This window comes from Haloimpatiens lingqiaonensis (assembly GCF_901447495.1).
Taxonomy (GTDB): domain Bacteria; phylum Bacillota; class Clostridia; order Clostridiales; family Clostridiaceae; genus Haloimpatiens; species Haloimpatiens lingqiaonensis.
Genome location: NZ_CABDWS010000005.1, coordinates 42352 through 64688, shown reverse-complemented (window position 1 = coordinate 64688; position 22337 = coordinate 42352). Strand labels below are relative to the sequence as shown.

Genomic DNA, 22337 nt, shown 5'->3' with positions numbered 1-22337 from the left:
AAAAGCGCATTAGCGCTTTTTATTTACTAAATTAAGTAATTTTCTTGCCACGGATCTCTTCGACATTTTTTCCATTTCAAGCACTTGGCCATTTCTACATAAAATCGTAACTCTGTTGTCTTCAGATCTAAATCCTGTATCATTAGAAGTTATATCATTAGCAACTATATAATCTAAATTCTTATTTTCTAATTTGCTCTTAGCATTACTTATTAAATCTTGACTTTCAGCAGCAAAGCCAACTAATATTTGTTCTTCTTTTATTTCACCTAATTTTCTTAGTATATCCGTGTCCTTTATAAAATCAAAAGAGAGTTTTTCTCCTTTTTTCTTTATCTTTTGATTTTGGTAAACCTCAGGTTTGTAATCAGCCACTGCCGCAGCTTTAATAACTATATTACTTTGGCTAAAATTATCCAAAACCGCTTTTAACATTTCTTCATTAGTTTTCACTGAAATAAAATTTACCCCATAAGGAATTTTCAAGTTAGTAGGTCCAGAAATAAGAGTAACTTGAGCCCCTCTATCTCTAGCTTCCTCAGCTATAGCATAACCCATTTTCCCACTGGATCTATTAGTAATAAATCTCACAGGATCAATAGGTGCTATCGTAGGCCCTGCAGTAACTAATACCTTCTTATCTATCATATCTTTTGGAGAATACAGCATAGATGCTAATATTTCTACTATTAATTCTGTATCTGCTAATTTTCCTTCTCCTACATCACCACATGCAAGCCTTCCACTTTGTGGTTCAATAAATTTATAACCAAACTCTTTTAATTTATTAATATTATTCTGTACAATTGGATTATTGTACATATTAGTATTCATGGCAGAAGCAAAAACTACTGGAGCCTGTGTAGCCATTATAGTAGTTGATAGCATATCATCTGCTATGCCATTTGCAACCTTCCCTATAATATTTGCTGTAGCCGGTACTATTGCAATTAGATCTGCTTTTTTTGCTAAGGATATATGTTGTATTTCCCACTGCTTAGGTTCTTCAAACATATTACTTATTACCATATTTCCACTTAAAGCTTGAAAACTTAGGGGATTAACAAATTCGCAGGCAGATTTAGTCATTATAACATGTACTTCAATATCCTTTTTTCTAAGCTTGCTTACTACATCTAACGCTTTATATACAGCTATTCCTCCTGTTACTCCTAGCACCACAGTTTTTTTACTGCTCATTTACTTTATTCCTTCTTTCCCTTCTTCTACTGTTATCATATCATTATTTATTTCATTGATAGCAATAGTTACAGGCTTATTAGAATCTGTATCTAATAAAGGTTTATCTCCATCTATTATTTGTCTTGCTCTTCTAGCTGCCACTATGATTAATGAATATCTATTATCAACCTTTTGTAATAAATCTATTAAAGGTGGATTTATCATTGATATCCCTTTTTTACTCATTCGAATCACTCCTTATTGGTTTTTAATTAAAAATTTATCATAAATTAATGATTGCATTTTTTTCAATTTGCATTTTTCAGCTAATATTATGCTTTCCACTCTTCTTACAGCTGCATCAACAGTATCGTTCACCACTACATAATCGTATTCCTTTGAACACTCTATCTCCCTATTTGCTGATTCTAATCTAGTTTTTAGCGATTCTTCAGTTTCTGTACCTCTGTTAACTATCCTGTTTTTAAGTTCTTCATAAGATGGTGGTAATATGAATATAAGTATTGCTTCACTATAGGCTTTCTTTACATTTATAGCACCTTGTATATCTATCTCTAATATTACATCTTTCCCCTTTTCTAGTTTTTCTATAACATTAGATTTAGGTGTTCCATAATAATTATTATATACATGAGCATATTCTAAGAAATCTCTTTCCTCAATTTTAGCTTCAAACTCTTCCTTAGTTAAAAAGTAATATTCTTTTCCGTGTTGTTCTCCTTTTCTTGGAGATCTTGTAGTGGCAGAAACTGATAACCAAAAATCATTTCTCTTCAAAACTTCCTTGCAAATAGTACCCTTTCCAGTACCAGAAGGCCCGGAAATAACTATTAAAAGACCTTTTGAATCCATTATTCCTCAACCTCTTCTATATTTTCATCTTCTTTAGATGACAATCTATGTGCAACGGTTTCTGGTTGAACTGCTGATAATATTACATGATCGCTGTCTGTTATTATTACAGCTCTTGTTCTTCTTCCGTATGTGGCGTCTATAAGCATCCCTCTGTCTCTAGCTTCTTGTATTATTCTTTTGATTGGAGCTGATTCTGGGCTTACGATAGCCACCAATCTATTTGCTGAAACTATATTTCCAAATCCTATGTTTATTAGTTTTATATTCATTTGAATCCTCCTCAAATTTATTCTACATTTTGAATTTGTTCTCTTATTTTTTCTATTTCACTTTTCATATTTAATACAAAATTGCATATTTCCAGGTCATTAGCTTTAGAACCTATTGTATTTGCTTCTCTGTTCATTTCTTGCACAATAAAATCTAATTTTCTTCCCACAGACTCTTCTAAATCTAAAGTAACTTTTAGCTGTTCTATGTGACTATTTAATCTAACTATTTCTTCATCTATACATGCTTTGTCAGCAAAAATAGCCACTTCCATAGCCAATCTTCCTTCATCTATAGAATGCTCATCCATTAAATCTTTTAATCTATTTTGAAGTTTTTCTTTATACTCTATAGGTATTTGTGGAGCCCTCTGTGCCACAGCATCAACCATATCCTTTATATTTTGGCATCTAGAAATTATATCTTCCTTTAATTTATTTCCTTCCCTCTTTCTCATTTCCACAAGAAGTTCTAATGCTTTTTCTAATGGTTTTTTTAAACAGTTCCATATTTCTTCTAAATCTTCTTCTTTATACTCTAGAGATATAACATCCGGAAATTTAGCAATTAAAGATACAGATATATCATCTCTAACACTGTATGTTCCTCTTATCTCTTCTAAACATCTTACATAACTATCGGCTAATTTTTTATTAAACTTAGCTTCCAAATCTTCCTTTTGTAGTATATTTTGAGTTATAAATAAATCAACCTTACCTCTTTTTAATTTTTCACTTATAAGCTTTCTTATGTTCTCTTCTAGTGAAAGTAAGCTTTTAGGAAGTCTAATATTTATATCTAGATACCTGTGATTAACTGTTTTTATTTCCACATCAAAACTTCTTTTTTCTCCTTGAGAAGTAGCCCTCCCAAAACCAGTCATACTCTTTATCATATTATTCATCCTTCCGGTCTTAATCAATTCATACTAATTATTATACATAAATATAACCTTGAATTTCAAGTAAAAAATTAAATACGTACATTTATTTCATTTTTTTTAGGTTTTTTAACCCTTTTTCTATAATTTCTTTTTCTTCAGTTAGTGCTATTCTAAAATAATCATAACCTAAATTTCCAAAAACATAACCTGGTGTCACTATTAAATTGCATTTATACATAAGTTCTTTGCAAAATTCATGAGTAGAGTAGCTTTTAGGAGTTTTGCACCATATATAAAAAGCACCATTACCATCGTAATATTCTATTTGGTATAATTTAAGTATTTTTTTAGCAGTTTCCCTTCTTATATCGTAAATTTTTCTCATGCTATATATATATTCTCTTTCTATTTTTAAAGCCTCTACTGCAGCCAACTGTATTGGTATATATTGTCCTGAGTCCATAATAGCTTTAACCTTTAAAAGTTCCTTTAAAACTTTAGAATTCCCAACCACATAAGCTATTCTAAATCCTGTCATATTATAAGTTTTTGACATAGTACCAAATTCGATGCATTGCTTTTCTTTATCAAATTGCAACAAACTTATATTTTTTTCTCCTAGTCTAATTATTTCTCCATATGCATTATCATTACACAATACAATATTATTATTATAACATATATTTACTAATTCCTTATAAAAAAACTCATTTGCTAATGCTCCTGTAGGATTATTAGGATAATTTATCATAAAAAGCTTACTTTTGCTTATTATATTTTTAGGAATGGACTTTATGTCTGGTAAATAATCAAACTCTCTTTTCAGCGGAACTATCTCCGGTACTACTCCCCACAAATGAGCATTATTTAAATATGCTGGATATGCCGGATCCGTTATTATCATGCTATCCCCGGTATCACAAACTGCAGGAATTATTTTACTTATGCCTTCTTTTGACCCAATTAGTATAACCACTTCATCCATATTTAAGTTAACGCCATATACTTCCTTATAATACTTTATAACTGCCTTTTTTAGTTCCTGTTCTCCATCATAAGGAGGATATTTATTACATCCTTCCTTTTTAATATTTTTCATTAAGGAATTGACTATATTTTCATGCAGAGGTAAATTAGGATCTCCAATAGATAAATCGATTATTTCCTTTCCTCTTTCAATAAGTTCCCTTTTCAAATCACCTATGGCTTTAAATTCATAGTTTCCTATCCTATACAATCTATTATTTATTTTCATTTTTAATCCTCCATATATATAACTTTTTATTATTTTATTCATATACACAAATAACTGTTACATACTATGGAATCTATATATTTATAAATAAATAAGCCACTACCAAAAATAAATTTTAGTAGTGACTATAATTTTTATCAACTAAACATAATTCAATTCATTATTATATTTCTATATTCCAGTAGCTATTAATTTAGCTATAAATAGTATAGCAAGAATATACATAACAATAGATATTTTTTTCTTATTTTTCTTATTAAATATATTATTTATAATGTTTAATATTACATAAGCTAACACTCCAATGGTCAATCCATCTCCTATGCTATAGGTTAATGGCATTAATGCTATAGTTAAAAATGCTGGAATTCCTTCTGTAAAATCTGAAAAGTTTATTTTAACAATATTTTCCACCATAAAGAATCCTACTACTATCAAAGCAGGTGCTGTAGCACAAGCTGGTATTGCTATGAATAAAGGAGACAAAAACATTGCTAGTAAAAATAATATTCCTGTTACTACAGAAGTAAGGCCTGTTCTTCCTCCTTCTGCAACTCCTGCTGAACTTTCTACATAAGTAGTTACAGTAGATGTACCTAATAAAGCACCAAAAGTAGTTCCTATAGAATCTACTAATAAAGCTTTTCCTGCTCTTGGTACCTTTCCTTCTTTATCTACCATACCAACTTTTGATGCAACACCTACTAAAGTTCCAACAGTATCGAAAAAATCAACAAATAAGAAAGTCAACATTATTGTAGCAAAAGATAAAGTATTTATACCATTAAAATCTAGCTTAAATGCTATACCACTTAAAGATTCAAAGGCAAATATTTTCTTTGGGAAAGATGATATTCCATAATAAGCTGCTGCATTGGGTTGAAGTGCTGCATATATCCATGCACAAATAGAACTCACTAATATGCCCCATAGTATGGACCCTTTAACATTCTTACTTGAAAGTGCCACTATTACTATTATTCCTATTACAGCTATTAATACTGTAGGGCTTGTAAAATTACCTATTGAAACAAAGGTAGCAGGATTTTTTATAACTATTCCAGCATTAACAAATCCTATAAATGCTATGAATAATCCTATACCACCAGTAACCGCAATCTTCAAAGTATTTGGAATAGCATTAACCACTGCTTCTCTAACTTTTGTTAAGGATAAGATAATAAAAATAATACCTTCTAGGAATACTGCTGTTAAAGCTACAGTCCAATCAACACCCATGATTCCACATACTGTATAGGCAAAGAAAGCATTTAATCCCATACCTGAAGCCAAAGCAAAGGGTAAGTTTGCATATAAACCCATTAAAATAGTAGTAACACCAGCTGATAAACATGTAGCTGTTACAAGTGCTCCCATTGGCATACCTGTAGCACTAAGTATCCCTGGATTTACAGCAATTATATATGCCATAGTTAAAAATGTAGTTATGCCGGCTATGACTTCTTTTTTTACGTCAGTGCCATTTTCTTTTAGTTTAAAAAACTGTTCCATTGTTGTACCCCCTAAATAATTTTAATTTATAAATACAAAATAAAAAAGTAGCTTCTTAAAGATATGAGCAATCCTTAAGAGGCTACTTTTATGTAAAAATAAAGTAACTTTAGTTGATTGTCCCATAGTCAGATATTTACGGCATCTGGTAGAAACTTCTGATCCATATTATCAGAATTATATGAGTTATAATTAATTTATTTACATTAACTTTACAAAAACATCATACCACCTTATATTTTTCAAGTCAATACAAATACGAATATTTTTTTATTTTTTTAATAAATAATTCGTTTTAGTATAGGTCTTTTTCAAATAATTCTCTAACTTCTTCTATATTACTAGTTTTTCCTAGAGCTAATATTAACTTTATTCTAGCCTTTTGTCCTGGCAAGTCGTCTCCAAATATAACCCCCATATTTCTAAGCATTTTACCTCCACCAGGATAACCATAAGAATCCATGACTCTTCCTTTAAAGCATCTAGAAACTAATACCACAGCTACACCCTTTTTAATAGCTCTTTCCACAGCTTCAGCCATTTTAGGTGGAATATTACCTCTTCCCATACCTTCCACTACTAATCCTTTGCATCCTCTTTCTACACAGAAATCTATAAGCTTACCATCCATACCTGCTACAGCTTTAATTAAATCTACATTAGGCTCTATTTCATCTGTATTTATATGCTGCTTTTTTAATGCATCTCTATAAAATATTGCTCTATTGCTATCTATAATGCCTATTGGTCCAAATTCTGGAGTTTGAAATGTATTTAAATGCATTGTATGTGATTTGGTAACTTCACTGGCACAATGAAGCTCGTCATTTAAACATACCATAACTCCCTTATTTTTAGCTTCTTGACTTATTACAGTACAAATAGATGCCGCTAAATTAGCCGGCCCATCATATCCAAGTTCTGAACTATTTCTCATAGATCCTGTAACTACCACAGGCTTTTCACTTTTAATAGTTAAATCTAAAAAATATGCTGTTTCTTCTAAAGTATCTGTACCATGAGTTACAACTACACCGCATATTTCTTCTCTTTTTAATAGTTTTCTTACATACTTTGACAGTTCCATCATTTTTTCTGGTGTCATGTGTGGTCCTGGTAAGCTTGAAAAAGTTGAAGATTCAATTTCAGCATGTTCCTCTATACCTGTAACCATATGAAGAATCTCATCTCCACTTAAAGTTGGAACTGCTGCTTGAATTCTAGGATCCACTTTCATTGAAATAGTTCCTCCATTAAATACTACTGCTACCTTTTTCATAATGTTTCCCCCCCAAATATATTGTAAATTGAATTCTGAAAGAATTCCTTCTATACAAATTTATTTTACAATATTTTTATCATAAATACACTATAAAATAAAAAAAAGCCAAGTTAAATTAAACTTAGCTCTTAAATATTAATTTTATTCTTTATTTAGGTCATCCTTTTTTTCCTCATTATCATCTATCTCATCGTCAAGATATCCTTTGTTTTGAGTGATAGGATTATTTAATATTCCCGCTATAACTAATATTCCTAAAAATGAATTTACTATTTCACTATAATTTTTAGGAAGCACCTTTAACCCAAAACTTTCTAAAAGTAAAGGAACAAAGGCAAAGATAGAAAGCCATAATCCATAGTTCTTAAATCTATTCACATTTCCATCTCCTTCATTTTTTCCTTTACTATATTTTACTTTAGATTTGATAAAATGGTTACAAAATCCATTGTTTTAATTTTAAAATTTAGTTAATACCTCTTGCATTCTTTTTGCCTGCATTGCAGACTCTTCAGCAAATTCTTTAAAAAGACACGCCACATCTTTATCATCTACATCATAAGAATGCATTTGATAATCTCTTACATTTTCTTGAGCATCTAATATTTTCTTCTTTAATATATCCTTTGTACTTAAATCCATATATATCACTCCTAACATTATATTATTATCTATTATTATTATTTGAAATAATTTAGTTATTATTCATTAATGACTATGCTATAATTATTAAATATACATACAATTAGCAATAAACTTAAGAGGTGATTTATAATGGCTGATGTGACATTTGGAGTAAAAGTAACAGAAGATTTAAAGCAAAAATTAACTAAAATAATTAAAGACTCTGGCATGCAAGGCAAGGATTTTATGCAAAATATGGTTAATATTTATGAATTGGAAACCACCAAAAAATCCACACCAGAAATAGCTCAAGACATAACAGAACTACAATATTTAACTTCAAGAATAAACAATATATATCTAAATTTAGCTCATAGAATAGATAATATAAAAAATTCAAATAATGAACTATATGAAGAACAATTAAAAATTCAAGAGGAAAAAATTTTTTCTTTAAAAGAAGAACTTAAGTGTTCTCAAGATAAAAACAACAAATTAGTTAAGGAATTGGAACTTATAAAATCTTCTATGAAAGAAATGGAAGATAAAAATTCATCTCTAGAGGATATGAATAATAGTAATAAGCTACTTATAAAAGAATATAACCAAAAGCTATATGATTTTTCTCAAAAGATAAATGAATTTAAGAAGGATTCAGAAGAATATATAAAAGCTAATGAATATATAAAAAAATTAGAAAAAGATAATGAAAGCTTAAAGTCTTCTTTAGAAAAACTATCTACAGACAATAGAGAAGAACTGTTAAAAAAAGATTACCAAATATCTTCATTAGAGAAAACTATAGAACTAATTAAAAATGACAATGAAAAAACTATAGAAAACCTAAAAGATAAATTTAGTATTGAAAAAGATAAAGAAATTTTAAAATTAGAAAAAGATTATAATTCAAAAATTAATTCTATTATAGACACTTATAATTCTAAAATAAAAACTCTTCTAGAAGAAAAAGAAAACACAAATAAAGTTAGTACAAAAGTTTCTGAGTAACAAAATAGTTATATTTACAATAGAATAGTATTGAGGAAACCTTTCTCTCCTTATTTTATCCGATGACTACCTGCCGTAACACTCCCACTTCTAACAAAGTGGAAGATAACGGCAGCTACGTCCCTGGATAACGATCTCTAACCTTCAGTTGGAGTAAAAACTCCATCTGAAGGTTAGAGATCTGTTTATAAAAATTAAGGAAAGGAGATCTTAATATGTTCTGGTTTGGATATAGTTGTTCTTGCATATGCATATGGTTTATAATATTTATTTTAATTATATGTTGTTGTTGCTTTTAACTAAAAAATTACAGGCTGATTTAAATCAGCCTGTTTATTATTTTTATAATATTATACAAATTAAATTACCATTTCCTTCATTTATTATTTTTTCTAAAGTCTTTTGTAATTTCACCTGTACATCCTCTGGCATTTTATATAATTTTTTCTGAAGTCCATCCTTAACCAAAACTTCTATTGATCTGCCAAACATATTACTTTGCCATATCTTTGAAGGATCACTTTCAAATTGTTCTAAAATAGATTTAACCAATTCCTCACTTTGTTTTTCAGTACCCATTATTGGAGAAATTTCTGTATTTATATTAGCTTTTATTAAGTGTAAGGATGGTGCACTAGCCTTTAATTTAACTCCATATCTACCACCCTGTTGAACAATTTCTGGTTCTTCTAATTTCATTTCATCTAACTGAGGAGCAACCAATCCATATCCTGTTTCTTTTACATCTTTAAGCGCTTCAGCTACTTTATCGTATTCTATTTTTGCTGTATACAAGTCATCCATTATATCTAATAGTTCATTTTCGTTTTTTATATCCCTATTACACTTTTCTCCTAATACTTTATAAAAAATATCTCCTTTAGGTTTTAATTCTAATCTAGCTGTACCTTCTCCCATATTTATTTCCATTAAATTGGAGCTATCTAAAAATTCAATTTTGCTAAAATCTAGTAAAGACTTTCTAATATCTCTAATTTTATATATGTTCTTACACATGTCTCTAACTAGATTTATGAAGTTTACTTTCAACCAATGACTAGGTTGTAATTTTTCTATCCATTCCGGCATATCCACATTTATTTCTTTTACAGGGAATTCTTTTAGTACTCTTTCTAATATATTTTTTATATCTTCATCTTTCATGTTTAATACATCTACTATTTGAACAGGCACGTCATATTTTACTTCCAATGACTTTCTCAATTCTATAGTTTCAGGCTCATAAGGTTTTTTGGTATTTAAAATAACTATAAAAGGCTTGTTTATAGATTTTAGTTCATTAATTACCCTTTCTTCTGCCTTAACGTATTCATCTCTAGTTATATCTGTAATAGATCCATCGGTAGTTACCACCAATCCTATGGTAGAATGTTCATTTATAACTTTTTTGGTTCCTATTTCTGCTGCTTCCTCAAAAGGTATTTCATAATCATACCATGGAGTAGTGACCATCTTAGGGGTTTCATTCTCCATATAACCTAATGCTCCATCTACTATATACCCTACACAATCTACCATTCTCACTTTAAATTTGGTATTGTCATTTATGTTTATATCCACTGCTTCATTAGGCACAAATTTAGGCTCCATTGTATGAATAGATTTTCCCGAACCACTTTGAGGGAGCTCATCTTTTGCTCTACCCTTTTTATGGGGATTGGTTATATTAGGCAAAACCATTAATTCCATAAACCTCTTAATAAAAGTAGATTTACCCGTTCTCACAGGTCCTACTACTCCCACGTATATATCCCCTTGGGTTCTTTCAGCAATATCATTATATATATCGAAGTTTTCCAAGTTATACCCTCCCATTATTTACATATTAACAATATATATATATTACTCAATATTTAAAATATTACAAAAAAGCTTACATTAGATATTTTTTTATCTAATGTAAGCTTTTTTATCTATATTTCATTTTTTTTATCTCTAGTCATTAATTCATATACACCATATTTGGCATCTTTATCTTGGAATAAAACTTTATACAGTATTTCTGTGATAGGCATATTAACTTCTAATTTGCAACTTAGTTTATAAAAGGCCTTACATGCTTTTACTCCCTCTACCACCATTCCAACTTCCCTGCAAGCTTCTTCCGTAGTTAACCCTTTACCTATTAGTATTCCAGCTCTTCTGTTTCTACTGTGCATACTAGTACAAGTAACTATCAAATCACCCATACCTGCAAGTCCATAAAAAGTTTCTTTTTTACCACCTAGCTTAGTTCCTATTTTAACTATTTCGCTCATTCCTCTTGTCATAAGTGCTGCCTTAGTATTATCGCCATAACCAATACCATCAGAAATTCCAGCAGCCAAAGCTATTATATTTTTTACTGCCCCGCCTACTTCAACACCTATTAAGTCCTCATTTGTGTACACTCTAAATTTATTAGTCATAAATAAATCCTGTACTTCTTTAGCAATATCCATATTTTCTGAACTAACTACTACAGTGGTGGGTATATCTAAAGCTACTTCTTCAGCATGACTTGGACCTGATAATATAACTATAGATTCTGTATTTAATTCACTTTTTATAACTTGAGATAGTCTATCTCCACTTTCTTCATCTATACCCTTTGCTATGCTTATTATCACTTTATCCTTAGTTATAAACTCTTTTATGTCTCTGCATAAGGTTCTAACTGCATGTGAAGGAACAGCTAACACTATATATTTACTATTTTCTATAGCTTTATCTAATTCAGTAGTTGCTAATACATTTGAAGGTATTATAATATTAGGCAAATACTTAATATTTTCTTTTTTTATATTAATATCCTCTACTACACTAGTTTTTCTATCCCATAGGGTAATAGAAGATCCTTTTTTGCCTAACATAACAGATAATGCTGTTCCAAAACTTCCCCCTCCTAAGAAAGTGATGTTTTCCATTCTACTCCTTCCTTTCTCTAAATATAAGCTTTATACCAGTACCTTTAAACTCAAAACTTTCTCTTAATTGATTTTCTAAATATCTTTGGTATGAAAAATGCAACGTACTAACATCATTTACAAAGAACACAAATGTAGGTGGTTTAATACCAACCTGAGTTGCATAATAAATTTTTAATCTCTTTGATCCTACCACAGGAGGTTCTTGCATTAATACTGCTCTATTCACAACTTCATTTAAAACTCCTGTAGATATTCTCTTACAATAATTATTATAGCACTCTTTACACATACTTAAAACCTTATGTGATCTTTGTCCTGTTTTAGCTGATATAAACAAATACGGTGCATAAGGCATAAAAGAAAGATTGGTTTGAAAATCTAATTTAAATTTATTTAATGTTTTATCATCTTTTTCAATTAAGTCCCATTTGTTAACAACTACCATTATAGCTTTATTCATTTCATGAGCATAACCTATAATTTTTTCGTCTTGATCACTAACTCCCTCTTCTGCATCTATCATAAGAACGCAGATATCTGCCTTTTCTACTGCTGTTAAGGATCTTATAACACTGTATCTTTCTATTTCTTCTTTAACTTTACTCTTTCTTCTTATACCAGCTGTATCAACTAGTATAAACTTTCCTTCTTCTGTCTCTATGTAACTATCTACTGAATCCCTAGTTGTTCCAGGAATATCACTTACAATATTTCTATCCTCACCTAATATTCTATTTATAAGTGAAGATTTACCTACATTTGGTCTTCCTACAAAAGCTATTCTTATGAATTCATCTTCCTCTTCTTCATCCTCTAGTTTTGGGAAATGGGCTATTACTTGGTCAAGCATATCTCCTAATCCTAGTGCTTGAGAAGCTGATATAGCATTAGGCTCACCCAATCCTAAATTATAAAATTCGTATTTATTGTCTTCATCCATTACCTTATCTATTTTATTAACTACTAAAACCACCGGTTTTTTACTTTTTCTAAGCATTTGAGCTACTTCATAATCTGCCGCCGTAAGACCTTCTTTTCCATCAACAACAAACATTATAACATCGCAGGTTTCTATAGCTATTTGAGCCTGTCTTCTCATTTGTTTAACTATTATGTCATCTCTTTCAGGTTCTATTCCACCTGTATCTATTATAGTAAACTTATTGTTTAACCACTCAGATTGTGCATATATTCTATCTCTTGTAACTCCCGGCTTATCATCCACTATTGATATTCTTTCACCGGCCAATTTATTAAATAAAGTGGATTTACCCACATTTGGTCTTCCTACTATTGCAACTATTGGCTTTGACATATTTATTCCTCCTTGCTGTGATTATTTATTATGTCTATTAAATCTTCTCCTGTGTAATCACAAATTAATATTTTTCTTTTAAGAGCCTTTTCCAGACCTTCAATGGTCATATCATCCAATAATACTTTATCAGAATTCTGTTCTAATTCATATCCTTTCCTAAGAATATTGTTAGATATTATTAAATATTCGCCTAATTCCTCATGCTTAGTTTGTTCTATAATATCACTACCTGTTAGCAAACCAGCTACCGTTATAGTTTCACCAAAGAAATGATTAATTATTTTTTTTACATTTATTTTTATATTATTGTTATTTTCCATTATTTTTTCAGTAGCAATTAAAATCTCTTCATATGCAGATTTACCAGTAATTATAGTGAAACTTCCTTTGTGATTTTTGTTTATTTTATGTAAATTTCTTTTTATATTTTCTCTAAATAATCTTATCATTCCTATGCCATCTTCTAATTGAGAATATTCCCCGTAGAAGTTTTCTTCTGGTACATCTAATCCAGCCATTACATAAAATTCATCAGATAATCTTACAAAAGGATTATCTATTTCTGCTATATACTTTTGTTGTATTTTTTCTATATTTAAGATCTCTTCCTTAGCAGTATTTTGTGAATAAGTCTCCAGTGGGTGTAGTCCTTCTCTATACTTCGTTACGCCCACTGGCACTACCGCAACACTTTTAACCCACGGATATAATTTATATAAATCACCTACTGTTCTTACAAGTTCTTCTCCATTATTTATACCAGGACAAGAAACAATTTGACAGTTCATTTCTATTTGTGCATTAGCCATTTTCTGCATTATTTCATATAACCTTCCTGCAAATCTATTGTTAAGCATTTTGGCTCTTAACTCAGGATTAGTTGCATGCACAGAAACATTTATAGGACTTATTTTATATTTTATTATTCTATCTATTTCTTCATTACTCATATTAGTTAAAGTTACAAAATTACCTTGAAAGAATGATAATCTAGAATCATCGTCCTTAAAATATAGAGTTTTTCTCATACCACTTGGAAGTTGGTCTATAAAACAAAAAACACATTTATTGTGGCAACTTCTAGGTTTATCTAAAATAAAATCCTTAAACTCTATACCCAAATCTTCATCATAGGCTTTTTCTATTTCTATTTCCCACACTTCTCCATTTTCTTTTTCTACTTCTATTGTTACAAATTCATCTGTAACTAAAAACTTATAGTCAATTATATCTTTAACGGGATTTCCATTTATACTTATCAATTTATCATTTGGTTCTATACCCACTTCTTCTGCTATGCCACCTGGTTGAACCCTTAATATTTGGTTTTTTTCCATTGATTTTAAAATTCCTCCTCAAAAAGGTTAATAATATCTATTATGTTATAATACATTAATTAATATTCTTCGTCAATGTTTTAGTTTAAACATATTAAGTATTTACATACAAATCACTTAACAATAAAAACTCCTTTATTAGGAGTTTTCATCTATGCATGTATAGTATTTTTTTATAATTTTCTTGCCGTTATCACTTTTTAAATACCTCATAAAACCCGCTAAAGCTTCCTTATTTTTAGAATTATAATAAATATTTACTGGAATAGTTATTTTATATAATCCATTTTTAATATTATTATCATTTAATTCAATATTATCTAATTTAACATACTCAAATTCTTTATATAGCTCCATTTTAGGTATTAAAGCTATGGTATCTTTATCCATTGTGCTTTTTAATATTTTTTCCTTGTCTATATACTGTATTTTATTTTTGTTTTCCAATTTTAAAAAATTATCTATTTCCTTAAAGGCTAGAATTTTTATTTTCCCCTCTTTATTACTAATATCCTTCCAATCATCTATAGTTCCATTAAGTATTTTATTTAAATTTTCGTAAGTTAAATTCTCTATACCTTTTTCCTTATGTATACCTATGGCTACCCCATCAATACCAAGAGGTGCCTCATTAAATTTCTTTAATTTTTTATTTTCATAAGCTATTATTGCGCATTTATTGTTTTTCTCTTCTTTTATATTTGAAATATTATCCACTAATTTAATTTGTAAATCCTCCTCACTGTTAGCATTATAGCTTTCTACTAAGTCAGCTGCCATATTATAAGTGGATTCTGTACAAATGATTGTGGCATTTTTACTACTATTTTTCACGGTTTTTGATGAACTACAGGCTACAAATGATAAAATGCAAAAACTTATTACAATACATAAATGTTTTCTCATATCCATTACCTTCCGTACTTTTTATAATAGTTTTTGCAATTTACATTTAATTATTCATTTAAATCCACCTGCTCTCCTGTAACTAAATATATAGTCCATTCACATATATTAGTTATATGATCTGCTATTCTTTCTAAATATTTGCATATAAACAAAAATTGAGTAGCTTGGTTAATAGTCTTTATATCCTTCATCATTATTATCAAAAGCTCACTAAAAACCTGTCTATATATGGCATCTACCTTATCATCCATTTTACAAACATTATAAGCCTTACTAACATCAGCCTCAATATATGAATCCAATGACTCTTTTAGCATATGCTCTACTATTTCCGCCATTCTTGGTATATCAATAAGCTCCTTTATATAAACCTCATCCTTTAATATACCTGTTATTTTCGCTATATCTACCGCATGATCTGCTATTCTTTCTAAATCCGTAACTATTTTACTGGTAGTAAATATATATCTTAAGTCTGAAGCTAAAGGCTGCTGCATGGCAATTAGTTTTATACACCTATCCTCTATTTCCTTTTGCATATTATCAACTATATCATCATCTTTAATTATTTTATTTGCCAAATCTCCATTATGATTTATAAGTGCTTCTATACTTAATGAAATTTGTTTTTCCGCTACATTACCCATACTTAAAAGCTCCTTATGAAGTTCTTGTAATTTAGCTTTAAAGACCTCTCTTACCATAAAACACACCTCTCCTTATTAAATATATATAATAATATTTTATCCAAATCTACCAGTTATATAATCTTCTGTTCTTTTATCTCTAGGTCTATAGAATATATCTTCTGTCTTTCCAAATTCAACTATCTCTCCATTTAGAAAAAATACTGTATTATCTGATATTCTTCCGGCTTGCTGCATATTATGTGTTACTATTATAACTGAATATTTTTCTTTCAAATCAGCCATTAATTCTTCCACCTTTAATGTAGATATAGGATCTAAAGCAGAGGTTGGTTCATCCATTAATATAACTTGTGGCTCTACTGCTAGTGTTCTAGCTATACACAATCGCTGTTGCTGACCTCCAGATAGACTTAATGCATTTTTTCCCAATCTATCCTTAACCTCATCCCAAAGTGCAGCTACTTTTAAGCTTTTCTCTACAATGTTATCTAATTTGCTTTTATCCTTTACTCCATGTATTCTAGGTCCATAAGCTACATTGTCATAAATACTCATGGGAAATGGATTGGGTTTTTGAAATACCATACCCACTTTTTTTCTTAATTCAATCACATCCCAATACTCAGAATATATATTCTTATTTTCATATATAATTTCACCATTTATTTTAACTCCATCTATTAAGTCATTCATTCTATTAATTGTTCTAATAAAGGTAGATTTACCACAACCAGAAGGCCCTATTAATGCAGTAACAGAATTCTTTTCAAATTTTAAATTTATATTTTTTAAAGCTTGGTGTTTTCCATAAAAAAGCTCTAAATTATTAGTTTCTATAATATACATAAAATCCCTCCTACTTAGTTCCTGTATAAATCCTTTCTATAACTTTTCCTAATACTCTTGCTAAAACATTGAAAATTAATACCATTAATATGAGAACTGCTGATGCCTTACTAGCTATCTCTGCGGCATCTGAAATCATTCCTTCTGAATTCAATTTCCAAATATGAACTGAAAGAGTTTCTGCAGGTCTAAAAATATTAAATGGAGAATTTGATGTAAAAATATTACCTAATGAAAAATCTAAAGGTGGTGCACTCATACCAGAGGTATATAAAAGTGCTGCTGCTTCTCCAAATATTCTACCAGATGCAAGAATAATCCCTGTAAATATTTGAGGTAATGCTGCAGGCAAAACTATTTTCCAAATGGTTTGGAATTTAGTTGCACCTAACGCTAAACTTCCTTCTTTAACTCCCTTAGATACTGATTTTATAGCATTTTCACTAACTCTTGTAAGTGCAGGCAAATTTAATATAGATACGGCTAATGCTCCAGAAAAAAGTGTAAATCCCCAATTTGTCAAATTTACAAACACCAAAAGTCCAAATAATCCAACTACTATAGATGGCAATGATGCCATAGTTTCTATGCTTACTCTTATTACATTTAAAAATCTTCCCTCTCTGCTATACTCAGCTAAATATATCCCTGCTCCTACACCCAAAGGAACACTTATCAAAAGAGCTATAATTAACATATAAAAAGAATTAAACAACTGTATTCCTATGCCGCCTCCTGCTCCTACTCTCTTTTCCTTTCCAAATAAAAAATTCCATTTTAAAAATCCATTACCTTTGTAAAATATATAACCCACTAAACCTGCCAATATTAAAACTATTACAGCAGACATAAAATACAATATTCCTGTCCATAATCTATCTTTAACCTTAGCGTTCACCATTCTCACCTCTTCTACTTATAAATTTAGTAATTAATATAAATATAAAGGAAATAAAAAGTAGTAATAGTGCTAAACTCCATAATGCATCATTCCATGCAGTTCCAGATAGAGTATTTGCCATATCCATGGTTAGTATACTTGTAAGTGTGCTGGTTGGATTTAAAATTCCATTAGGCATTTTAATAGCATTACCTATTACCATTTGTACAGCTAATGCTTCCCCAAAAGCTCTAGCAAGTCCTAATACTATTCCTGTCATTATTCCATTCTTACAAGCAGGAATTATAGCTTTGGTTATTGTTTGCCATCTGGTTGCCCCTAATCCATAAGATGCTTCTAAATACTCTATAGGCACTGCATTTAACGAATCATAGGCTATACTAGTTATTGTTGGTAAAATCATTATACTAAGTACTATTACCCCAGCCAAAATACTAAATCCTATTCCACCAAAAGTATTCTTTATAAAAGGAATAAGTAAACTAATGCCTACCCATCCATATACTACTGAAGGTATTCCAACAAACAATTCCATAACTGGCTGTAATACCTTTTTACCAAAGGAAGGAGATATATGCTTCATAAATACCGCTACTGCCAAACCTACTGGAGTACTTAAAATCACAGCTCCTATAGACACTATTATTGAACCCATTATAAATATAGCTGTTCCAAACTGAGGAATATCCGCATCTGGCATCCACTTAGATGAAAATAAAAAATCTTTAATAGGATAATGATGTACTGTGAAGATTCTAATTCCCTTACTTCCTATAAAAAATATTATAGATAAAGTTAATACTACTATTAAAATTCCACAAAAGGTTACAAAGCCTTTTCCTATATATTCATTTTTAAAATTATTTATATTTATTTTATTTTTCATATCTACATACCTCAACTAACCTAATAATTTAAAATATAGAATAATTAAATATAATTCAATTTTTTAAAATTAAAACTCTATATTTAAATAGAGTTTTAATTTTAATAGAGTTTTAATTTCATTAATTTCAATTACTATTAAATTATTTTTGCATTTCATCCATAGGTATATATCCCATTTTCTTTATTAAATCATTATTTTCTTTACTTACCATATAATCTAAAAATGCCTTCGTCAATCCTTTAGGTTCTCCCTTGGTATACATATGCTCATAAGACCAAAATGGATATTTACCACTTATTATATTTTCTTCTTTAGGCTCCACTCCATCTATGCTTAGTGTATTCAAATCTTTTTTTACATCTTCGCTTATATAAGATAAGGCCAAATAACTTATAGCTCCTTCAGTTTGCTTAATAGCAGCTCTTACATTTCCACTGGAATCTTGTGTTGTACCTAAGCCTTCCTTTTCTGATTGCCCATCCATTATAGTATCTATAAAAGTAGCTCTAGTTCCAGAGGATTTACCTCTATTAATTATATTTATTTGCTTATCTTCTCCACCTACCTGTTTCCAATTATTAATCTTACCTGTAAATATATCTGTAATCTGTTCACTAGTAAGAGATTTTATATTTATATCCTTACTTACTACCATAGCAAAGCCTATAGCACATACTTTATGATCCACTAATTCTTTTGCCATTTTTTCATCTTTAATCTTATTTTCTGCTATAACATCAGAATTGCCTATTTCTACATTTCCAGAGGCTACTTGATTTATACCAGCTCCGCTGCCTCCACCTTGTACATTTATTTTAGCTTTTGGATTTTTAGATGAAAATTCTATTGCCGCCTGTTCTACTAATGGTTGAAGTGCTGAAGAACCCAATGTTGTTATACTTCCTTGTATTTGTGTGTTTTCCACCTTGGTATTTTGTTTTCCTTTTCCACACCCTACAAAAATCGTCATTGTCATAAGAACCGTTAAAAGTAATAATATTCCTTTTGATCTTTTAATATTCATTCATATGCCTCCTTGTGTAATTTATGTAGTTTGTAATTTTACTAAATTTTTAAAACTACACAATACATTTTCCTTACACTATTTATATTATTCCTTTAAAGTTAAGTAATTATTATATCAATGTTAATTAAAGTTTATTGAAAGTTAATTAAAGTTAACATTCTAATAAAATTACCTACAAAAAAACAAAGAACTGTTCATATCATAATTAAACAATTCTTTGTTTATATAGATTTTATTTGTCATTGTGATTATACGGCAGTGTAACTGTAAATTTACTTCCCTTACCAACTACACTTTCCACATCTATATTGCCATTCATACTTAATACTATATGTTTTACAATGGCTAATCCCAGTCCAGTACCTCCTGCACTTCTAGACCTAGCCTTGTCAACTCTATAAAATCTTTCAAAGAGTCGTGGAATATGCTCTTGTGAAATACCCACTCCTGTATCTTTAACACATATTTTTATGTTATATTTACCTTTTTCAGTTATTATATAAACCTTGCCACCTTTTTCAGAGTATTTTATGGAATTATCAACTAAGTTTATTATCATTTGTTTAAATTTATCTACATTTCCATATATAATTGGAATTTTTTCTCCTTCAATGTAAATTTCTATACCTTTATCTTTGGCAGTATTCTTCATCAAATTATATATATCCATTATTATTTTATTTACGTCCATAGGTTCTTTAGTAACTTCTCTTGCCTTTTCTATATCAGAAAGAGCCATTATATCACTTATAAGCCTTGTTAATCTTTCTGCTTCATCATTTATTATATTTAAAAATTTTTCTCTTGTATCTGAATCTTCTACTTCCTTTAAAGTTTCCGCAAATCCTTTTATAGAAGTTAAAGGCGTCTTGAGCTCATGGGATACATTAGCTACAAATTCACTTCTAACATTCTCCAATTTCTTTATATCAGTTATATCTTGAAGCACTGCAACTTTACCTATATATTCATTTCTATTTACTACATCAGCAGTTTTTATTCTTAAAATTCTTTCACAAGGACATATAGTCTTTATTTCAAAATAGTCGTCATTACTACTTTTAAATATTTTTTCTATATGATTATTCTTTATGCCTTCTAAAATGTTTTTGCCTACCACGTTACCAGATACACCAAAAATCTTCTCTGCGTAAGGATTAATCATTATTATTTTAAAGGTTCTATCTATAGCTATTACTCCACTATCCATACTCTTTAATATAGCTTCTAGCCTTGTTTGTTTATCTACCGAGTCATTAATTGTCTCTTGAAGCTTATCCGCCATTTTATTAAAGCTTTTCCCCAATTGTCCTATTTCATCCTTTGAATTTGCATTAACTCTTCTATCTAATTCGCCCTTTGCTATTCTAGATGTGGTAATTTCTAAATCCTTTACTGGCTTTATTATTATATAGGAAAGCCTATTAGCAAAGACTATGACAACTAAAAATACTAATACTAGTATTAAAAAATAGTAATTTAGATAATTTTCATCAAATTCCTGTATAACTTGAAAAGACATGGCACTCCTTATTATATTTCCATTTTTAAGTTTAGTAGCCACATATAAAGTCTTTTCCTTTGTAGTGTTACTAATTCTAAGGTCACTTCCCTGTCCTTTTTCCATAGCACTCTTTACTTCTTTTCTTTCTTTATGATTTTCTAATTTTTCAGTTACCTTAGAATCATATATAATATTTCCTTGTGCATCTATGTAGGTAATTCTATTATGTGTATCTTTAAAAGTTTCCTGAAAAAAAGTCCTTTGATCTCTTACATTATTAGTCTCTATTAAATTTTTTATCATCAAGTTATTGCTATTTAACTGTTTTCTTATATTGGTTTCATATTGAAGATTAGCAATAGACATAAATAACATAGTTACCACAATTAAGGTAGTAACAATAGAAGCACATAAGTAAAGCATCATTTTTTTCTTCATATCTATTCTCCTAAATTAAATCTATATCCTATTCCCCGTATTGTTTGAATATATCTAGGATTTTTATCATCTTCCTCTACCTTTTTTCTAAGATGCCTAATATGTACATCTACAGTTCTAGTCTCTCCTATGTATTCATATCCCCAAATTTTATCTAAAAGAATTTCCCTAGTCATTACTTTCCCTTCATTTTCTATAAGAATTTGTAGTAATTCAAATTCCTTTAATGTTAAATCTATTTCATCTCCATTTTTTAAAACTAAATGTTTTTGAAAATCCACAAATATACTGCCAAAAGAATATACCTTACCATCATCTTTTGAATTTACTCTTCTAAGTATAGCTTTTACTCTAGCAATTAACTCCCTAACAGAAAAAGGCTTTGTTATATAATCGTCTGCCCCTAATTCTAACCCAAGTATCTTATCTATTTCCTCTCCTTTTGCTGTAATCATTATTATAGGAATATTTGATGTATTTTTATCTCCCCTTATTTTTTTACACACATCATACCCGTCAATACCTGGAAGCATTAAATCAAGTAATATTAATTTAGGTATATTATTTTTTACATACTCTAAGGCCTCATTACCATCCACAGCACATTCAACCTTATATCCATTCTTTTCTAAGTTGAATTTTATTAATTCCCTTATATGTTCTTCATCATCTACTACTAATATTTTTTCCTCCACG

23 protein-coding genes and 1 riboswitch are annotated in these 22337 nt (G+C 29.4%); of the genes, 1 reads left to right on the top strand and 22 read right to left on the bottom strand.

Going from position 1 to position 22337, the window contains the following annotated elements:
- Nucleotides 1–9: 9 nt before the first annotated feature.
- The 10 genes from coaBC to FGK85_RS01975 form a co-directional block, all read right to left on the bottom strand.
- The gene (gene coaBC / locus FGK85_RS02020; protein ID WP_138203285.1) at nucleotides 10–1200 is read right to left on the bottom strand and encodes a bifunctional phosphopantothenoylcysteine decarboxylase/phosphopantothenate--cysteine ligase CoaBC; all 1191 of its coding nucleotides are present in this window, start codon (nucleotides 1198–1200) and stop codon (nucleotides 10–12) included.
- The gene (rpoZ, locus tag FGK85_RS02015; protein WP_243122779.1) at nucleotides 1201–1428 is read right to left on the bottom strand and encodes a DNA-directed RNA polymerase subunit omega; all 228 of its coding nucleotides are present in this window, start codon (nucleotides 1426–1428) and stop codon (nucleotides 1201–1203) included.
- Nucleotides 1429–1440: 12 nt separating this feature from the next.
- A complete protein-coding gene (gene gmk / locus FGK85_RS02010) occupies nucleotides 1441–2055 on the bottom strand; it encodes a guanylate kinase (RefSeq protein ID WP_138203283.1) in 615 nt (204 codons plus the stop codon).
- Entirely contained in the window at nucleotides 2055–2327 is a 273-nt protein-coding gene (gene remA / locus FGK85_RS02005) for an extracellular matrix/biofilm regulator RemA (protein WP_138203281.1), read from the bottom strand. The genes gmk and remA overlap by 1 nt, the downstream gene beginning before the upstream one ends.
- 17 nt (nucleotides 2328–2344) lie before the next feature.
- Nucleotides 2345–3223 (bottom strand): YicC/YloC family endoribonuclease, encoded by an 879-nt coding sequence (locus tag FGK85_RS02000; protein ID WP_138203279.1) that lies wholly within the window; start codon nucleotides 3221–3223, stop codon nucleotides 2345–2347.
- A 91-nt stretch (nucleotides 3224–3314) separates the two neighbouring features.
- On the bottom strand, nucleotides 3315–4466 hold the full coding sequence (locus FGK85_RS01995; protein WP_138203277.1) for an aminotransferase class I/II-fold pyridoxal phosphate-dependent enzyme: 1152 nt from the start codon (nucleotides 4464–4466) through the stop codon (nucleotides 3315–3317).
- Between the two features lie 171 nt (nucleotides 4467–4637).
- Entirely contained in the window at nucleotides 4638–5978 is a 1341-nt protein-coding gene (locus FGK85_RS01990) for an NCS2 family permease (protein ID WP_138203275.1), read from the bottom strand.
- 105 nt (nucleotides 5979–6083) lie between these two features.
- A riboswitch (purine riboswitch) is annotated at nucleotides 6084–6183 on the bottom strand.
- 90 nt (nucleotides 6184–6273) lie between these two features.
- Complete coding sequence (locus FGK85_RS01985) at nucleotides 6274–7257, bottom strand: asparaginase (RefSeq protein ID WP_138203273.1); 984 nt, start codon at nucleotides 7255–7257, stop codon at nucleotides 6274–6276.
- Nucleotides 7258–7401: 144 nt separating this feature from the next.
- Entirely contained in the window at nucleotides 7402–7638 is a 237-nt protein-coding gene (locus FGK85_RS01980; protein WP_138203271.1) for a holin, read from the bottom strand.
- An 81-nt stretch (nucleotides 7639–7719) separates the two neighbouring features.
- Nucleotides 7720–7902, bottom strand: coding sequence for a hypothetical protein (locus FGK85_RS01975; RefSeq protein WP_138203269.1), 183 nt, complete (start codon nucleotides 7900–7902; stop codon nucleotides 7720–7722).
- A 132-nt stretch (nucleotides 7903–8034) separates the two neighbouring features.
- Here FGK85_RS01975 and FGK85_RS01970 point away from each other — a divergent pair, with 132 nt between their 5' ends.
- Nucleotides 8035–8892 (top strand): coiled-coil domain-containing protein, encoded by an 858-nt coding sequence (locus FGK85_RS01970; protein WP_138203267.1) that lies wholly within the window; start codon nucleotides 8035–8037, stop codon nucleotides 8890–8892.
- A 342-nt stretch (nucleotides 8893–9234) separates the two neighbouring features.
- Here the strand turns inward: FGK85_RS01970 and spoIVA are convergent, their stop codons facing one another.
- The 12 genes from spoIVA to FGK85_RS01910 all read right to left on the bottom strand — a co-directional run bounded on the left by spoIVA (nucleotide 9235) and on the right by FGK85_RS01910 (nucleotide 22336).
- Nucleotides 9235–10713, bottom strand: coding sequence for a stage IV sporulation protein A (gene spoIVA, locus FGK85_RS01965; RefSeq protein WP_138203265.1), 1479 nt, complete (start codon nucleotides 10711–10713; stop codon nucleotides 9235–9237).
- Nucleotides 10714–10826: 113 nt separating this feature from the next.
- Nucleotides 10827–11819, bottom strand: a complete 993-nt coding sequence (locus FGK85_RS01960; protein ID WP_138203263.1) for an NAD(P)H-dependent glycerol-3-phosphate dehydrogenase — start codon at nucleotides 11817–11819, stop codon at nucleotides 10827–10829.
- Nucleotide 11820: 1 nt separating this feature from the next.
- Nucleotides 11821–13137, bottom strand: coding sequence for a ribosome biogenesis GTPase Der (gene der, locus FGK85_RS01955; protein WP_138203261.1), 1317 nt, complete (start codon nucleotides 13135–13137; stop codon nucleotides 11821–11823).
- Nucleotides 13138–13139: 2 nt separating this feature from the next.
- Nucleotides 13140–14477, bottom strand: coding sequence for a DUF512 domain-containing protein (locus tag FGK85_RS01950; RefSeq protein WP_138203259.1), 1338 nt, complete (start codon nucleotides 14475–14477; stop codon nucleotides 13140–13142).
- Between the two features lie 138 nt (nucleotides 14478–14615).
- A complete protein-coding gene (locus tag FGK85_RS01945) occupies nucleotides 14616–15383 on the bottom strand; it encodes a substrate-binding domain-containing protein (protein WP_138203257.1) in 768 nt (255 codons plus the stop codon).
- Between the two features lie 50 nt (nucleotides 15384–15433).
- Nucleotides 15434–16090, bottom strand: coding sequence for a phosphate signaling complex protein PhoU (gene phoU, locus FGK85_RS01940; RefSeq protein ID WP_138203255.1), 657 nt, complete (start codon nucleotides 16088–16090; stop codon nucleotides 15434–15436).
- A 39-nt stretch (nucleotides 16091–16129) separates the two neighbouring features.
- Nucleotides 16130–16882: a phosphate ABC transporter ATP-binding protein PstB gene (pstB, locus tag FGK85_RS01935; protein WP_138203254.1), complete on the bottom strand. Its 753-nt coding sequence runs from the start codon at nucleotides 16880–16882 to the stop codon at nucleotides 16130–16132.
- Between the two features lie 10 nt (nucleotides 16883–16892).
- The gene (pstA, locus tag FGK85_RS01930) at nucleotides 16893–17780 is read right to left on the bottom strand and encodes a phosphate ABC transporter permease PstA (protein ID WP_138203252.1); all 888 of its coding nucleotides are present in this window, start codon (nucleotides 17778–17780) and stop codon (nucleotides 16893–16895) included.
- Entirely contained in the window at nucleotides 17770–18669 is a 900-nt protein-coding gene (pstC, locus tag FGK85_RS01925) for a phosphate ABC transporter permease subunit PstC (protein ID WP_138203250.1), read from the bottom strand. The genes pstA and pstC overlap by 11 nt, the downstream gene beginning before the upstream one ends.
- Nucleotides 18670–18811: 142 nt before the next feature.
- Nucleotides 18812–19696 (bottom strand): phosphate ABC transporter substrate-binding protein, encoded by an 885-nt coding sequence (locus tag FGK85_RS01920; protein ID WP_138203248.1) that lies wholly within the window; start codon nucleotides 19694–19696, stop codon nucleotides 18812–18814.
- A gap of 235 nt (nucleotides 19697–19931) precedes the next feature.
- Nucleotides 19932–21641 carry a two-component system histidine kinase PnpS gene (pnpS, locus tag FGK85_RS01915; protein WP_138203246.1) on the bottom strand — a complete coding sequence of 570 codons (1710 nt, stop codon included), beginning with the start codon at nucleotides 21639–21641 and terminating at the stop codon, nucleotides 19932–19934.
- Between the two features lie 2 nt (nucleotides 21642–21643).
- Nucleotides 21644–22336, bottom strand: coding sequence for a response regulator (locus FGK85_RS01910; protein ID WP_138203244.1), 693 nt, complete (start codon nucleotides 22334–22336; stop codon nucleotides 21644–21646).
- Nucleotide 22337 lies beyond the last annotated feature (1 nt).

Bases quoted from the DNA above. Each gene is read 5' to 3' on its own strand.
- coaBC (WP_138203285.1), bottom strand. From the start codon at position 1,200: ATGAGCAGTAAAAAAACTGTGGTGCTAGGAGTAACAGGAGGAATAGCT.
- rpoZ (WP_243122779.1), bottom strand. From the start codon at position 1,428: ATGAGTAAAAAAGGGATATCAATGATAAATCCACCTTTAATAGATTTA.
- gmk (WP_138203283.1), bottom strand. From the start codon at position 2,055: ATGGATTCAAAAGGTCTTTTAATAGTTATTTCCGGGCCTTCTGGTACT.
- remA (WP_138203281.1), bottom strand. From the start codon at position 2,327: ATGAATATAAAACTAATAAACATAGGATTTGGAAATATAGTTTCAGCA.
- FGK85_RS02000 (WP_138203279.1), bottom strand. From the start codon at position 3,223: ATGATAAAGAGTATGACTGGTTTTGGGAGGGCTACTTCTCAAGGAGAA.
- FGK85_RS01995 (WP_138203277.1), bottom strand. From the start codon at position 4,466: ATGAAAATAAATAATAGATTGTATAGGATAGGAAACTATGAATTTAAA.
- FGK85_RS01990 (WP_138203275.1), bottom strand. From the start codon at position 5,978: ATGGAACAGTTTTTTAAACTAAAAGAAAATGGCACTGACGTAAAAAAA.
- FGK85_RS01985 (WP_138203273.1), bottom strand. From the start codon at position 7,257: ATGAAAAAGGTAGCAGTAGTATTTAATGGAGGAACTATTTCAATGAAA.
- FGK85_RS01975 (WP_138203269.1), bottom strand. From the start codon at position 7,902: ATGGATTTAAGTACAAAGGATATATTAAAGAAGAAAATATTAGATGCT.
- FGK85_RS01970 (WP_138203267.1), top strand. From the start codon at position 8,035: ATGGCTGATGTGACATTTGGAGTAAAAGTAACAGAAGATTTAAAGCAA.
- FGK85_RS01960 (WP_138203263.1), bottom strand. From the start codon at position 11,819: ATGGAAAACATCACTTTCTTAGGAGGGGGAAGTTTTGGAACAGCATTA.
- der (WP_138203261.1), bottom strand. From the start codon at position 13,137: ATGTCAAAGCCAATAGTTGCAATAGTAGGAAGACCAAATGTGGGTAAA.
- FGK85_RS01950 (WP_138203259.1), bottom strand. From the start codon at position 14,477: ATGGAAAAAAACCAAATATTAAGGGTTCAACCAGGTGGCATAGCAGAA.
- FGK85_RS01945 (WP_138203257.1), bottom strand. From the start codon at position 15,383: ATGAGAAAACATTTATGTATTGTAATAAGTTTTTGCATTTTATCATTT.
- phoU (WP_138203255.1), bottom strand. From the start codon at position 16,090: ATGGTAAGAGAGGTCTTTAAAGCTAAATTACAAGAACTTCATAAGGAG.
- pstB (WP_138203254.1), bottom strand. From the start codon at position 16,882: ATGTATATTATAGAAACTAATAATTTAGAGCTTTTTTATGGAAAACAC.
- pstC (WP_138203250.1), bottom strand. From the start codon at position 18,669: ATGAAAAATAAAATAAATATAAATAATTTTAAAAATGAATATATAGGA.
- FGK85_RS01920 (WP_138203248.1), bottom strand. From the start codon at position 19,696: ATGAATATTAAAAGATCAAAAGGAATATTATTACTTTTAACGGTTCTT.
- pnpS (WP_138203246.1), bottom strand. From the start codon at position 21,641: ATGAAGAAAAAAATGATGCTTTACTTATGTGCTTCTATTGTTACTACC.